Annotated in this window: 14 protein-coding genes; 12 read left to right on the top strand and 2 right to left on the bottom strand. The window is 34.6% G+C overall.

The window, feature by feature from the left end; translation table 11 throughout:
- Positions 1-231: 231 nt before the first annotated feature.
- A complete protein-coding gene (locus VW161_RS07380) occupies positions 232-1365 on the bottom strand; it encodes a restriction endonuclease (protein WP_304102675.1) in 1134 nt (377 codons plus the stop codon).
- Positions 1366-1618: 253 nt separating this feature from the next.
- Here VW161_RS07380 and VW161_RS07385 point away from each other — a divergent pair, with 253 nt between their 5' ends.
- From VW161_RS07385 to VW161_RS07400, 4 genes are all read left to right on the top strand, one after another.
- Positions 1619-2317, top strand: a complete 699-nt coding sequence (locus VW161_RS07385; RefSeq protein WP_304087224.1) for a thymidylate synthase — start codon at positions 1619-1621, stop codon at positions 2315-2317.
- Positions 2318-2432: 115 nt separating this feature from the next.
- A complete protein-coding gene (surE, locus tag VW161_RS07390) occupies positions 2433-3212 on the top strand; it encodes a 5'/3'-nucleotidase SurE (RefSeq protein WP_304087225.1) in 780 nt (259 codons plus the stop codon).
- Between the two features lie 121 nt (positions 3213-3333).
- Complete coding sequence (locus tag VW161_RS07395) at positions 3334-3480, top strand: hypothetical protein (protein ID WP_304087227.1); 147 nt, start codon at positions 3334-3336, stop codon at positions 3478-3480.
- Between the two features lie 119 nt (positions 3481-3599).
- Positions 3600-3797 (top strand): LSM domain-containing protein, encoded by a 198-nt coding sequence (locus tag VW161_RS07400; RefSeq protein ID WP_304087229.1) that lies wholly within the window; start codon positions 3600-3602, stop codon positions 3795-3797.
- A gap of 154 nt (positions 3798-3951) precedes the next feature.
- Here the strand turns inward: VW161_RS07400 and cobT are convergent, their stop codons facing one another.
- Positions 3952-5016 carry a nicotinate mononucleotide-dependent phosphoribosyltransferase CobT gene (gene cobT, locus VW161_RS07405; protein ID WP_304093364.1) on the bottom strand — a complete coding sequence of 355 codons (1065 nt, stop codon included), beginning with the start codon at positions 5014-5016 and terminating at the stop codon, positions 3952-3954.
- Between the two features lie 217 nt (positions 5017-5233).
- On the opposite strand from cobT, the gene VW161_RS07410 reads away from it, so the two are divergent.
- The 8 genes from VW161_RS07410 (at position 5234) to VW161_RS07445 (ending at position 15800) form a co-directional block, all read left to right on the top strand.
- On the top strand, positions 5234-6874 hold the full coding sequence (locus VW161_RS07410) for a bifunctional N(6)-L-threonylcarbamoyladenine synthase/serine/threonine protein kinase (RefSeq protein ID WP_304105018.1): 1641 nt from the start codon (positions 5234-5236) through the stop codon (positions 6872-6874).
- A gap of 155 nt (positions 6875-7029) precedes the next feature.
- A complete protein-coding gene (locus VW161_RS07415) occupies positions 7030-7587 on the top strand; it encodes an XTP/dITP diphosphatase (protein ID WP_304102673.1) in 558 nt (185 codons plus the stop codon).
- A gap of 288 nt (positions 7588-7875) precedes the next feature.
- The gene (locus tag VW161_RS07420; RefSeq protein WP_292788541.1) at positions 7876-8274 is read left to right on the top strand and encodes a 30S ribosomal protein S15; all 399 of its coding nucleotides are present in this window, start codon (positions 7876-7878) and stop codon (positions 8272-8274) included.
- Positions 8275-8326: 52 nt separating this feature from the next.
- Positions 8327-9628 (top strand): single-stranded-DNA-specific exonuclease RecJ, encoded by a 1302-nt coding sequence (locus tag VW161_RS07425; protein ID WP_304102677.1) that lies wholly within the window; start codon positions 8327-8329, stop codon positions 9626-9628.
- A gap of 302 nt (positions 9629-9930) precedes the next feature.
- Positions 9931-10890 (top strand): PLP-dependent cysteine synthase family protein, encoded by a 960-nt coding sequence (locus VW161_RS07430; RefSeq protein ID WP_304087233.1) that lies wholly within the window; start codon positions 9931-9933, stop codon positions 10888-10890.
- A gap of 46 nt (positions 10891-10936) precedes the next feature.
- Positions 10937-12172: an aconitase X catalytic domain-containing protein gene (locus VW161_RS07435; protein ID WP_325192853.1), complete on the top strand. Its 1236-nt coding sequence runs from the start codon at positions 10937-10939 to the stop codon at positions 12170-12172.
- A gap of 364 nt (positions 12173-12536) precedes the next feature.
- On the top strand, positions 12537-14033 hold the full coding sequence (locus VW161_RS07440) for a Mur ligase family protein (RefSeq protein ID WP_304105012.1): 1497 nt from the start codon (positions 12537-12539) through the stop codon (positions 14031-14033).
- A 120-nt stretch (positions 14034-14153) separates the two neighbouring features.
- Positions 14154-15800 carry a Mur ligase family protein gene (locus tag VW161_RS07445; protein ID WP_304162421.1) on the top strand — a complete coding sequence of 549 codons (1647 nt, stop codon included), beginning with the start codon at positions 14154-14156 and terminating at the stop codon, positions 15798-15800.
- The last annotated feature ends 36 nt before the right edge of the window (positions 15801-15836 follow it).

A 15836-nucleotide genomic window follows, 5' to 3' on the forward strand; every position in this document is an offset into this window, starting at 1 on the left:
AATAAAGATAAAATAAGTGATTTTTTTTAAATAGAAAGGGATGGAAAAGAAATAAAAATGAATAAAGATAAAATAAGTGATTTTTTTTAAATAGAAAGGGATGGAAAAGAAATAAAAATGAATAAAGATAAAATAAGTGATTTTTTTTAAAAAATAATGAAAAAAGAAAAATGATGGTTTAAAAATTAAATTAAGATTTGGTTGAAACGCTTTTTGTGTAAAAGCACTATTCTAGAAAGCAACAATCAATATCATGATTATTACTAATGAAATAAAGAACACGATTGTTCCTTTTACTAAAACATCTGCTTCCCTGTCTGAGTATAATACAATACCATAAGAGAGCAGCAATGCTATTAATAGTTCAGCGATACCTAAGTATCCTGTAGGGACTCTTATTATTTTTCCAAGGATAAATCCGATTAGGTATGAAATAAGGACTACCATTATAACAGATGCTATAGGATTAGATAATATAGGTTTTAAAATCTCTCCCCAAGGTTTGCTTGGCTTTTGAGGGGCATGTCCACCAAAATTGCTTAAAGCACTATCAGAAGATGAGAAGAAGCCCTTATTGCTGGAAGCCCTATTGCTTCTTTGGCTAAGTGGGCCAGGTCCCCTATTTCCTGAAAGGGACGGTGCTCTTCTTCTTTTTGGATCTTGTTGTTGACGGCTTGCAAATAGTGTACCGCTTGGACCAGAGTAGTTGTCCCTAGGAGTTTTATTTAAAAACTCAGCACGGTATAAGTCATCATCATACTCACTGTAATGACTTAATTCCAATCCGCCGACTTCATCCTCATAATATTCCATATCTTCAGAAAATTCCTCATAACCTTCATAAGCACCTTGAAGCCTGTTATATAATCTGTCATCATCATAATCTCTATTATAATTTGATGTGTTGTCAATGTATTCTCTGTTAACATCTCTATGATAGAATGAATCGCTATCAATATCTGTTAATCTGTTTGCTCCACGGTCTAATCTTGACTTAGTTTCTTTGTTTTTATTTGAATATTTTTTAGCTAAAGTGACAAGGCTGTTCCTATCAATGAGCTTGATTTTTCTCTCTTCAGCATATCTTTTTGCTTGAGAGGAAAAACCGGAACTGGTTACAATAGCTACTTTGGAGGCTCTAAGTTTTTTACCTATAAATTCCATTTCCTTTAAAACATCGATTCCAACTTCCCAGTCCTTATCGTAGTTTTTACATCCAACCACTAAACCAAAATCTCCCATAGATGTTTGGAGGATTGCATATATGTCTACAACCTGTTGGGATGTCTTAAAATTTTTATAAACTTTAAAGCCAGAATCCTCAAGAACTTTAGCTATAAAATTCACTAATTGTGGCTTTTCCACGGTTTCACCTTATCTTAATTTTAATATAATATATTTATATTTTCTCAATATATAATTTTTATTAAATTTTTCTAAAAAACCAATCAAATTCACATATATTCTTATTTCATTTCCATAATTTTTTTTCATAATATTTATAATCATGAAAATATATACTAATATTAGTATATAATCTAACAGAATTATTTATTTTTAATAAATCTTTAAAAGATTCATATTATTTTTTTAATCATAATTTTAAGGAACGTTTATTATGTTATCTATTGGTCAATGTTACTTGGATTTTGTTGATAAAATCTTAAAGGAAGGGAAGGAAACATATAAGGACAGTGATCATCATTTAAAAGAAAATCTTGGTAATTATTATTATATTGATGATCCATTGGATTTGAAATTCAGAGCTAAATATCAGCACATGACTCCTGAATTGATGTTGGAAGAGATTAAAAGCGGAAAATTTGATATTCCTTCATGCCCTATCAAAGGAGATGCATTGTATGAATATGTAAAATCCTTTGAAATCAGAGATGATCAAGGTTTTGTTTACACTTATCCTAACCGTATCTTGGAGCATTTTGGTGTAGACCAATTTGAAACCATGAAACAAAGGATTCTAACTGCTACAGGCAGTAACCGTGCAGTTGCTGTTACCATCGACCCTGCATTGGATGGAGATAGGGAAGACATCCCTTGCTTGCAGGTTATACAGATTCTCGTTAGGGATGGAGAATTAACCATTCACTGTTTCTTCCGTTCCAATGACATTTTCGGAGCATTCTATTCCAACATGTTCTTCATAACATACATTGGAATCAAGATGAAAGAGGAAGTAAATAAGGAAATAATGGGAGATAAACTAAACTTCGGCGGTCTTCATTACCATTCCACTTCTGGCCACATATACAGCAATGATATGAGGGCAGCCAGAAAATTGATTTCCGCTAATAAATAATCTCAAAGCTAATGTTTTTATATTAGCTTCTTTTTTTATTCTTTTATCATTTTAAATTCGTGAGGAAATTTATTCAATCAGTATTTTTTCTGATTTTTATTGTTTGTTGATTCATATGAAAATTTTATTATCTAATGATGATGGTGTAGATGCATCCGGAATTTTAGCGGCAAAGCAAGTTGCTGATGAGTTTGGAGAGACTTATGTGGTTGCACCAACTAAACAGCAAAGCGGAATTGGACATGCATTGACTCTTTTTGACCCTCTTAGAGTGTATGAGGTTAATTTAAGGGATGGTGATATCGGCTATGGGGTTTCTGGAACTCCAACTGATGCAGTTACCATTGCGGTTTATGAGCTTATGGATGAAAAGCCTGATTTGGTGATCTCCGGTATCAACACTGGAAGGAACACTGGAAAAGGCGAGCTTTCAACTTCAGGTACTTTAGGTGCGGCATCAGAGGCGGCTTCTTTAGGCATTCCAACAATTGCAGTTAGTCAACACATTCCAAGTGATGACATCAAGTTCGAAGAGGGGAAAATCGAGATCGACTTTTCAGCAAGCCAAAAGGTTTTAAGAGATCTCATTCAAAAGATCATTGACAATGGCTTCCCTGAAGGGGTGGACATATTGAATTTGAATGTTCCTGAAGACCCTCATTCATACAAGCCTATAATTTGCCCTTTAGCAGTCAGGATGTATGAGCCGGTTGTGGAAAAGCGTAAAGATCCAAGAGGAAGGCCTTATTATTGGATCAATGGTAAGTTATATATGAACAATCCTGAAAACAGTGATGATTACATTATTCTAGAAGAGAATTTGCCTACACTCACTCCTTTGATATTGGATATGGCTCATGATTTGGAAGCATTAAGGGAATGGTATGACAAATGACTAATTTTATTTCATTATACACAAACAATATATAATATAAGATACATAATAAAAATTAATTATAATTAAATTAATTGACATAATTAAATTTCAATTTATAAAAAATTTAAGGAGATGCGACATGCCTGTAAATCAACTTGAAGCTACATTGCAAGCTGTTACACACACTTTAGCAAAATTGGAAAAAGAAGGGTGCAATGATGAAAAGCTTTTAAATGAACTTAGAAAAGAAAGAGATAAAATTTTAAATGAATTAAATTTAAACTAATTATTTCAAATTCAATTTAATAATTAAATAAGTTTATAATGGATTAAATATAAATAATATTTTACGAATACTATTCAATAAATTTAAATTTTATTTTTATAATTTAAAGAGGCTATATAATGAGTGACAATTTCCAAGTAAACAAACAATTTGCTAGATTCGAAGGCAAAGATGTTCTTATTGGTTTAAAAAACTGGGAAGAAGTAGAAGGAAAAATAATTACCATTGATAACTTTTTAAACTTAGTATTGGATGATGGTGAAGGTTTAAAAGTTATTAAAGGCGGAAAAATAGCATTTATTTCTATTCAAGAATAAATCTATTTCTCTTTTTCTATTTTCTTTATCTATTTTTTTTCTGTTTTTATTCCATATTCTCTTTTTAAATTCAATTTTAGATTTTTCACTACTGTTTTAATAGTTACGAATAATTACTTATTTTAAAAAAATATAGTTAAATTAAATTAATAATTTAACTGCAAGCGTCTTCAATTGATTCTCTGATTTCATCAATGCTGTTTCCAAGCATAAGAGCCAAGAACATAGCTCCTCCAGCACCAGCCCCTTCCTTGATGAATCCTCGTGTATAGTTTTTAAGCCCTTCAACACGGGAAATTTCAAAGTTAGGGTTTACAGCATTTACAGTGATGTCACCAATTTGACTTGTAATGTTAAGGATATCTGCGGTTTCGTCTTTCACTACAAATGCGGTGGTTGCAAGGCAACTGTTTGAGAAGTCAAAGTCAGGATCCAATGCCTTAGCTATTGCACATGAAGCGGTGAGTTGAGTTCCTCCTGCTAATACAACAGGAACTTTTGCACCCATAAGGATTCCTGCAACAACTGGAAGCATAGGGTCTCCAACAGCTCTGACAACATCAAAAGGATTGTTGTTTTTAGATTCTTCCAAACCTGCGTTTTTCAATCCCTCTTCAACAATTGCATTTTTCATTTCATGAGGATTTGTATCCATGCAACCGCTGACCTTTCCTTTTGCATCATAGCCAAGTCCAACCAATACTCCAAGAGCGGTAGTTGTACCTGCAGGTAAGCTTTCACCGATTACAATGTAGTCATGCTTTTCAGATAGGATTTCAGCAAGTTCAAACCCTTTTTCAAAAAGTTCTTCAGGGTCTTCTACAGCTTTGCCTGTTCTAATGTCTTTTCCATGCTTTCCATCGCTTATGTCAAATACATCAGAGTTTGCCTTGATTTCACTTCCTGCATCCAATACCATAACAGGACAGTCACAAAGTGCAAGTGAACCTTTTGTAATCATTGATGGAGTAGGGGTTACAACTTCTCCAATGATTGTTTGAGGGATGTCTGTCATGCATTTCACTTCCCCATCCAAAATAAGTTCTGCATCTCCAGCAGGAGTGTATTTGGTAAGTTCCGGTGTAGCTCCAGCACCAGTAAGGCCTGGAATTTTGGAGGTTTCAGTTGTAGCTATTGTACAAATAAAAATAGGGTTCTTTAAGTCTGGTAATTCTTTTACAAGTTTGTCTGATCCGTAAGTTTTCAATCCTTCTATCATCTTATCATCTTGAATTTCATAAATTTTTTAAAGTATTTTGATAACTTAATTAAATTATTGTCAATTCTTGTTTCAATTTGATTGTCAATTCTTGATTAAATTAATTAACTTAATTCTATAAATATATTATTGGTAAAAATTATATAAATGTATGTTAATATACTTTATATGAACTGATTTTATTCATTTTTAAAATTATAGAACTGGTGCATTGAAATTGATATCTTTAGGAATTGAAGGAACTGCAGAAAAGACTGGAATAGGCATTGTAGACAGCGAGGGCAATGTATTGGCTATGGCTGGAAAACAATTGTATCCAGAAGAGGGAGGCATACATCCAAGAGAGGCTGCTGAACATCATGCCAAATGGATTCCTCAACTCATTCCACAAGCTATGGAAGAGGCAGGCCTTAACTATAATGATATTGATTTCGTCTCTTTTTCACAAGGTCCCGGTCTAGGCCCTGCACTCAGAACTGTTGCAACTTCTGCAAGAACACTTGCATTGAGCCTTAATGTTCCAATCGTGGGTGTAAACCATTGCATAGGGCATGTTGAAATAGGAAAATTGGATACTGGCGCTCGTAATCCAGTAACCCTTTATGTAAGCGGTGGAAACAGTCAGGTGATTGCTTATGAATCAGGCAGATATAGAATCTTTGGTGAAACATTGGATATAGCTATTGGAAACTGCCTTGACCATTTCGGTCGTGAAACAGGTCTTGGACATCCTGGAGGGCCAGTTGTTGAAAAACTCGCTAAAGAAGGTTCCTACATTGATTTGCCTTATGTTGTTAAGGGTATGGATTTCTCATTTTCTGGCCTTTTAAGTGCAGCTTTAAGGGCTCATAAAAATGGAGAAAGAATTGAGGACATTTGCTACAGTCTCCAAGAAACTGCATTTGCAATGCTTGTTGAAGTGACAGAAAGGGCACTCGCACATACAGAAAAGGACGAAGTTCTCTTATGTGGAGGAGTCTCTGCAAACAGCAGACTTAGGGAAATGATGCAGATAATGGCAGAAGAGCACTATGCAAAGTTCTATATGCCTGAGATGAAATACTCTGGAGACAATGGAGTAATGATTGCATGGCTCGGCCAATTGATGTATAAGGCATATGGTCCACTTAAGATAGAGGACACCAATATAATTCAAAGGTTCAGGACTGATGAAGTGGATGCTCCATGGGTTGACAATACAAAATATAAATTGGACTTGCCTGAAGAGCTTAGAGCTAAAGGGGCTGAATCAGATATTTATGAAGCAACTTGGCTTGGAAGGGAAGCTATTGTAAAAAACAGGGTTTCCAAATCATATAGAATTCCTGAAATTGACAATAAGATAAGAAAGCTTAGAACCAAGAGTGAGGCAAAAATATTGTCTGATGTTAAAAAGACAGGTGTAAGAGCTCCTGTTTTATACGATGTTGACTTTGAAGAGAAATCAATTGTCATGGAAAAGATAAATGGCTCTTTAGTTAAGGATATCATGCATAACATTAGTGATGACAAAAGAAAGGAATTGGCTATTGCAATCGGTGAAAACATCAAGGCATTCCATGACGGTGATATTATCCATGGTGACTTGACAGGTTCCAATATGATTTTGATTGATGATGATTTAGACAATGTCAGCGACAATCTAGCTATTTTTGACTTTGGCCTTGGAAAGTATTCTGACCTTTTGGAGGATAAGGCAGCAGATCTTTTGGTTTTAAAGAAATCATTCCAAAGCATTGATTATGATATAGCCATTCAAACATTTGATTGGATTCTAGAAGCTTATGATTCCAAAAATCAATCTAAAATGGCAAATAAGATAGCTGAGATTGAAGGCAGAGGAAGATACACTCACTAATCAAGCTTTTCCACCCCTTCGGGGTGCAAAACCTTGACCAAAATTTTTCCTCGGTGTCGGTTTTTAACATGTACTGATTTTTAACTTTTTAAATTTTTCATTTTGTTTTTATTTTTCAGATAAATATATTAAAACTTTTTTATATAATAAAAACTATGATAACATTTATAACTGGGAACGAACATAAAGTAATAGAAGCAGAGAATATTTTCAAACTTTTTGGCGTTGAACTTGAGCATATTGATTTAGGTTACATGGAACCTCAAGGAACCCTTGAGGATGTAGCAAGATTCGGTGCTAAATATGCTTGCCAAGAGTTAAACCGCTCTGTGATTGTTGAAGATGCTGGTTTATTCATAAGAGCTTTAAATGGTTTTCCAGGAACTTACTCAAAATTTGTACAGAATTCACTTGGAAACCAAAACATTTTAAAACTTATGGATGGAGTTGATGATCGATACGCTGAATTCAGGTCAGTTATTGGCTATTGCACACCCAATTCTGAGCCCAAGGTCTTTTTAGGGCGTGTCGAAGGTCAAATAGCTTTTGAAGAAAGAGGCAATCTTGGTTTTGCTTACGACCCCCTATTCATAATAGAGGAAGAGGGCAAGACCTTTGGAGAACTTACTACAGAAGAGAAGAACCAGTATTCACATAGAAGAAATTCTTTAGAAAAATTTATCAATTGGTATGTAAACCAAGATGATGAATAATAAATTTTCAAATATTTTTTAATTAACAAAATTAGAATAGACAATTTTATCTAAGATTGGCTGTTTTATTGCAGTTTAATTGATGAAATTTGAAACTTATTGTTTTTATTCAGGCCATATTTTGGTAATTTAAAGATTTTTTCAAAAAATGAATTTAAAATAATTTTTTAAAATGATCATTGTCATATAAACAGTTTTTAATGGTTTCATATGATGATTTTTCATTAATAATTATTTTACAAAGGACCTTACTATAAATAATCAAAAAACTTATTGGAGAGGATATTTATGGCAAGACCAGAATGGATCGCATACAGTAACGAAGAAATCGAAGAATTTATTGTAAAATTCAAAAGAGAAGGTAAATCTGCAAGTCAAATCGGAGTAATTTTAAGAGACCAATACGGTATTCCTAGTGTAAAAGAAGTCACTGGTGAAAAAATTACCCAAATCTTAAAAAGAAACGGTCAAGCTGAAGAGTACCCTGAAGATTTAATGAATTTAATCAGAAGAGCAGTAAATATCAGAGATCACTTAGAAGAAAACCCAAAAGACCTTCATGGTAAAAGAGGATTAACTATCATTGAATCTAGAATCCGTAGATTAGGTAGATACTATGCAAAGAATGGTCAATTACCAGAAGGATGGAGATACGATCCAACAAAAGCAGCACTTCTCGTTAAATAGAGATAATGAAAAATTTGATTCTCTATTAAGTAGAGGATGTGACGCTTCTGATATGCTAAAGAAGCATATCGAAAATGATAACATTATTAGATTAATTTCTCATAATGATGCTGATGGATTGTCATCAGCAGGTATTATAGCTAATGCTATTAAGGAAGAAGGAGGACAATTCCACATTACAATTGTCCCTCGTCTTAAAGCTGATGTGATTAGGGATGTTGCAAAGGAAAAATATGAATTGTATGTTTTTTCAGATATGGGCAGTGCTTGTATCAAGCAACTTAATTCTCTAAAAGCTGATGTTATTGTTGCAGACCATCACCAGCCAAGCGCCCACGAACCTAAAGACAATCTTGTTCATGTCAACCCTCACTTATTTGGTGTTGACGGAAGTCGTGAAATAAGTGGTGCAGGATCTAGCTATTTGTCAGTTAGAGACATGGATAAAAAGCATCTGGCTTATATGGCGCTTATTGGTGCATTTGGTGATATGCAGTGCCAGAACAGATTTGTTGGTGTAAACCAATTAATATTGAAGGATGGTTTGGAAGCAGGCAATTTGGAAATCCATGAAGACTTAAAGATAGTCTCTAAAGCACAAGAGCATTTATTCAAATCAATTGCTTATACATTAAATCCTCCACTTCCAGGTTTAACCGGAAGTTTGGAGAACTCTCAGGAACTTCTTGAAAAAATGGGAGTTTCCTATGGTATTAAGTTCATTGAATTAGAAGATGAGGAAAAGGATGTTGTTAAAGATGAACTTGTAAAGGTAAATCCTCAAATATTTGGGGATGTTTACAGTGTTCCTCGTGAGCATCCAGTCTTGCGTAATTTAGAGGAGTATTCTGCAATCTTGGATGCTTGTGGTAAAAACAAGGAGTATGGATTAGCACTTAGCATTGTTCTTGGTGAAAGAGATGAAGCTTTGGAAAAGGCTCTCAATCTTCAAAAGACTTATAGGAACGACCTTACTAAAGGGTTCGATTGGATTAGTCGTGAAGGCGCCCAACAATTGAATTACATTCAATACCTTTACAGTGAGGATAAGGTTCTTAAAAGTATTATGGGAACAATTGCCGGTGTTGGAATGTCTGCTAAAATCTTAAATGATGAAAAGCCTATTTTAGGTTTATCAAGACTTCATAAGGACATCAAGGTTTCAGGCAGGGCAACACGACCAATGGTTGCACGTGGAGTTAATTTAGGTAAAGCTTTAAGCGAAGTCGCAGTTAACTTTGGCGGACAAGGTGGTGGACACGATATCGCAGCTGGTGCTATGATACCATATGAAGCTAAGGATCAATTCTTGCATTTAGTTGACCAAGCTATTGAGGCTCAATTAAATAGTTAAGATAATTCTTAGCTATTATTTTTTTAATAAATTTCTTTTTTTAATCAAATTTTTAAAAAGTTTTCATGAGTTTTTTATTTTTAACTTTTGACTTTTTCATAATTAACTATTTTACAAATTTTTCTTTAATATTTCATTTTTTAGCCTATTTTTTTAAAAAGTATTTTATAATTAAAATACAAAAATAATAGTGTTATATTAACTTTTATTAATTAAAAAATTTAATTAATCACGAATTTTATTAATTTACTAATGATTATTATCATTGCTAATATTATTTTATTATTGATTGGTGGAATCTTATGAATGTTGATAAATTAGTTGGCAATACCCCAATGATTAAAATTGATTATGAATATGAAGGCAAAAAGGGAAGCATTTATTCTAAAGTTGAATATTACAACTATTCTGGAAGCATTAAAGACAGGATAGCATTATACATTATCCAAAAAGAAAAGGAACGAGGAAACTTAAAGGATGGCCAACCTATCATAGAGGTTACAAGCGGAAACACTGGAATTGCTTTCAGTGCAATCGGAGCGCTTTTAGGCCATGATGTGCACATCTTCATGCCTGATTGGGTATCTCTTGAAAGAAGGAAACTTATTCAAATGTATGGTGCAGAGGTCCATCTTGTATCCAGAGAAGATGGTGGATTCAAGGGAGCTCTTGAACTTGTAGATGATTTTGCAGATGAAATTGGCGCTTATAAGCCTCTTCAGTTTGACAATGAGTTGAATGTTGAAGCCCAATATAAGAAAACAGGTCAAGAGATAGTTGATGCTATTCCAGATGTCAATGCATTTGTTTCAGGAATCGGTACCGGTGGAACACTTATGGGAATCGGTAAAAGATTAAAGGATCATAATCCTGATGCTAAAGTCTTTGCATTGGAACCAAGCACATTGTCAATTCTTAAGATGGGAATGGATGAAGGAAGCCATTTGATTGAAGGTATTGGTGATGACTTTATTCCTGGAATCGTTGATGAGGAATTGATTGATGACATTGTTTTGATTCATGATTGTGATGCGATTAACATGTCTAAAAGGATTGCTCAGGAATTAGGATTGGGAATTGGAATTTCAAGCGGTGCAAACTTCTTGGCAAGTGTAATCATGGACAATGATGACTTGAAGATTGCAACAGTCTTCCCAGATGACAACAAGAAGTACATAACAACCAAATTGTCTGAACCTATTGATGAAAATCCTGAATTGATTTCCAACCATATCAAACTCATCGGTTTTGAAGTTATTTAACTAAACATATTCAATTTTACAAAATTTCATAGAAAAGGGGAATTTCATGTTTTTAACTAAAGAAGAAGAAAGGATGGCTAGTGGGGAATATGGAGAAACCATTAGAAAAAGTATGGATATCTTAATTGCATTGGGAGACATTTACGGTGCAGAGAAATTCGTAGACATCAAGTCTGCTCAAGTGTCTGGAGTATCCTATAAGACTATAGGCCAAGCAGGTCTTGAATATCTTGAAGACTTGGCTAGAACTGCTGAAATCATTTACAATGAAAATGGTACAATAAGCGATAAAAGTGGAATTGCAACAATATCTGCAACTCTTAACCCTGCAGGAACTGATCTGGATAACTGGGAAGATTTCGGTTTTCCTCCAGAGTTCGCTAAAAAGCAAGTGGATATCTGCAATGCTTATGGAGCGCTTGGAATAAGCACTACCTGTACATGCACTCCTTATTTGATTGGAAACGTTCCACGATTTGGTGACCATGTTTCCTGGTCTGAATCCTCTGCAGTTGCTTATGTAAACTCTGTAATAGGTGCAAGAACCAATCGTGAAGGAGGTCCTGGAGCATTGGCTGCAGCTATTGTAGGAAAGACTCCTTTATACGGATTCCATTTGGGTGAAAACAGAACCGCTGATTTGATTGTGGATGTTGAATGTGAACTTGAAAGGGCTGATTTCGGTGCTTTAGGTTATGCAGTGGGCCAAGTTGTTAAGGATGGAGTTCCTTACTTTAAAATGCAAAACAAGCCTTACAAGATAGAAAACGGTAATCTGAAAGCTCTTGGTGCAGCGCTTGCATCTTCTGGTGCAGTGGCTTTATACCATGTTGAAGACATCACTCCAGAGTACAAGTTTGCTGACATTGGTAATGTTGAAGACAAAATAACCATTGCTAAAGATGACATTATCGAAACAAGAGAAAAACTTAGCAGTGCAGAAGGTTATGCAGACCTTGTATGCTTAGGTTGCCCTCATGCTTCCCTAGAGGAAGTTAAGGAAGTTGCAGAAATAGTCAAAGGCAAGAAGATAAAAAACGAGCTTTGGGTTTGCACCTCAATCAACATAAAGGAAGCTGCTAAACGTTTAGGCTATCTTGATGCCATTGAGAATGCAGGAGGTAAGATCTGCTGTGATACCTGTATGGTAGTTGCTCCAATAGAGCAAATGGGCTATGAAGTCATTGGAGTGAATTCTGCTAAAGCAGCTAATTATGTCCCTTCAATGTGTGGATTAAAGGTTATCTACAATGACATTGAGAACCTATTGGATTTTGATTAAATCTATTTTTTCTTCTTTTTTTTCTTATTTTTCATTGAGAACCTATTGGATTTTGATTAAATCTATTTTTTCTTCTTTTTTTTCTTATTTTTCAATCTATTTTTATTTTTATTTTTAATTTCGTTCATAACTATTTTTTTATTATTTTATCCTATTTTGCTTGATTTTTTAATAAAATTTAACTATACAAAAATCCATTTCCCCATTTTTTTAATAAACTTTAAGTTATATAAGAATAATAAATAATATCATATAAATTTATGAATCATTAACTAGGTCATATTTTTGACAAAATGATTTATGATTGAAAAAAATTATTTAAAATTCTAATAAAATTACATAAACCTTCAAGGAGTGTTAATTAATGAATGTTATTGTTGTAGGAGCAGGAAATGCAGGTCGTCCTGTTGCAAGATTATTAAACTATGCTGGCCACACGGTAAAGATAACCGATCCAAAGAGAATTGAAGACTTCCACATGGATGTTCAAAAGACTTTAAGACTTATGGAAAGTGAAGGAGTTGAATTAGATTTAGGCGTATTTGAACCAAATCTTGATGGAATCGATACAGTTTACTTATCTCCAACTGTACCGGAAAATGCTCCAGCTTACAAAATCATAAAAGAAGCTAATCTCAATGTCTTTTCCAACGATGATTTCGGAAGATTGGCAGACAGCTTCATTGATATTGATATTATCGGTATCACAGGCAGTGTAGGCAAAACCAGTACAACCCATATGGTAACTGAAATCTTCAGAACTGCCGGATATCAAGTTTGGATATGTTCCTCCATGACCCAAAACCTTGTTAGTGAAGTCATTGTTGATGGAATCATAAAAGGAATTCCAGAAAAATCAGACATTGCTGTTTTGGAGCTTCCTCATGGTACTGCAGGTTTAATGGCTGAACTTCAGCTTAAGGTAGGAGCACTCCTGAATATTTATGAAGAGCATTTGTCTGAGTTTGGAGGCTCAATGGAACGTTACACCCAAAGAAAAATGTTCATCGCTAAAAATAGTGAAAACTTCATTACAAGCATTCATTGTAAAGGCACTGTAAAAGAAGCAAGACCTGATGCAATCTTTTACGCAATGGTTAAAGATTTACCTGGATATGATCCATCCAAAAAATCCGAATACTTTGATAAGGTAGCAAACTTTGAGGAAGTTGCTATTGGTGAAGGTCAAGTATGTAATTTTATTGGTGATAGCGCTAAAGGCGCTATTGATATCGCTTATAAATTCAGAAACAAATCCAATGAACTTAAAAAAGGCAGCTTTACATCTGACTTCCATATGATGAGCTATTACTATGAAAATGCAGTTGCTGCAACAGCTATTGCAATGGCTTATGGTTTGCCTGTAGAAATCATCAAGAATGGTCTTGCAAACTTCAAAGGACTTTCAGTTCATATGGAATACATTGGAGACTACAATGGCAGGGAAGTTTACATTGATGCTTCCTACTTAATAGAAGGTATTACGGCTGCACTTGATTTCTTAGGAGATAGAAGTCTTGTTCTATTGCTTGATAACTTTGATACTTCAACTTATAGGGATAAGAAGGAAACCGGTAAGCTTATGGGTAAGTATGCTAATGTAATGGTAGCTACTGGATTCAACGAGGTTTACCAAAGAGTTGACTTGGAACCTGCTCAGGAATTGCTTGATGCTGCAGTAGACTCTGATGCAGTTAAGGTAATTGCAGGAACTATGGAAGAAGGTGCAGAACTAGCCATTAAATATTCTAAACCTGGAGACACTATCCTTCACTTAGGACCACAACTCATGCAGGATCCTGAAGGTATCATGGAAAAAATCGTTACCGGTTTAGAAGAAGGCTGTAAAAAGTATGAATAGCCAAGCTTTTTAGCCTTCGGCTAAAACCTTGACCAAAATTTTTTCCACTATTTGGAGTATTAATTTCTTTTAATTTTTTCTTTTTTTAATTAATTTTTATCTTTTCATGAAGGTGTTAAATTGAACAGTTTAGAGCTCTCTTCTATGTCTGATGAAGAATTGGCTTCATTGGATTTAGAAAATAAAACTTTTGGTGTAATTGGTGTTTGTGGAGTTGTAGGAAACTTGGTTGCAAGAATCCTTATGGATAGGGGCTATTCTGTTGTTGGAACAGATATCTCATCTAAAGAGGATTGCAGATTCCACTCTTCTTTTGAAGGCTATGACATTGAAATATTCTTTGGAGGCCATCCTGAAGAATTCTTTAGGAAAATTGATTTCATCGTTCCCCCTCCAAGCATGCCAAAAAATGCTAAGGTTTTAGAGATGGCTTCTAATCAAGGCATTAAAGTCATTGAGCTTGGAGACATTTTTAAGCTATTCCCACCAGAAAAACCTGTAATGTGCATTGGCGGAACCAATGGAAAGACCACTACAACAACTCTTTTAAAGCATATTGCATATTCTGCAGGTATCAATCCTTGCGAACATAATTTGAAAGGAATGCAAGGTAACAATGAATTCATTCCATCACTCCAGACTAGATTGAATGGAGATTTAGCTATTTTGGAGACAGGTACTGATGGTACACCTGGAGGATTGAAATCCATCATTGACTTGACTCATGCTAATTTTGGAATCTTGACAAACATTACAGTTGACCACTTGCAGGACCCTCACGAAAATGATGAAACAGACTTCATCACAAGAAGCTTTTTAGAGTATGCTAAAGTTAAAGGAGAGCTTGTAAAAGGCATTGAAGAGAATGACGGTACCTTAATCTACAATAGTGATGATCCAACAATTGTAGGTTTATTCAAGGAAATTGACTTTAAAGGTGATGCAATCAGCTTCGGTCTTGAGGATGAGCCATGCAGAGTATCAACCAAGCCATGTTGGTGTGGCAGGGATATTGAGATTAATGAGCTTATTTCCGGTTGCGGAACCTTTGAGTGTGAGTGTGGAATAAAGTATGAAAAGCCAATGTATTTGGCTAAAAACATTTCCCTTAAGGATAGGACATTCACTCTTGAATCTCCTGAAGGAGAAACAGATTTCACAATTTCCCTTGATGGATTGCATAATGTTTACAATGCAGTTGGAGTCATTATCGCAGCTAGAAGATTCCTTAAATTAAGTGATGAAGAGATTCAAAAAGGACTTATAAGCTTTAAGGGAACTGCTGGAAGAATGGAAATAATGGGTAAAGTTGGAGATAAGACAATTATGGTTGATTATGCTCATAATCCCGCAGGTGTAGAAACAGTATTAAAGGAAATAACTAAAATCTATGGTGATACAACAGTTGTTATTACAGTTACCTCTGAATCAGGCCATGAGGGAGACATTGAGATTTTAGAAAAGGCCTTGGATAATGTCAAGTATATTGTTCCCGCTTCTCATGATTCAAGACTTGTTGTTGATGAATTATTGGCATCTGCAAAAGAAGGAAATGCCGATTTTGATTATGAAACTTTAGAGAAAACCTTTGTTTTCACTGAAGAAGCTCCAGAACAAGCTTCTAATTTTACTTTAGGAGCTAACCAAGAGCAAGTTGTTGAAGGTGTCAAGGCAGCTTTGAAAACAGATTCCAATATTGTTATAGCTATAGGTGAGGCTGCATTCAAATTCAATTCAGCTATCAGTGAATTGTGCGATAATGATTAAATGCTTTTAATCCATTCTTTTTTTATTCTTTTTTTT

This window comes from Methanobrevibacter ruminantium (genome assembly GCF_016294135.1).
In the GTDB taxonomy this organism is placed as follows: Archaea; Methanobacteriota; Methanobacteria; order Methanobacteriales; family Methanobacteriaceae; genus Methanobrevibacter; species Methanobrevibacter ruminantium_A.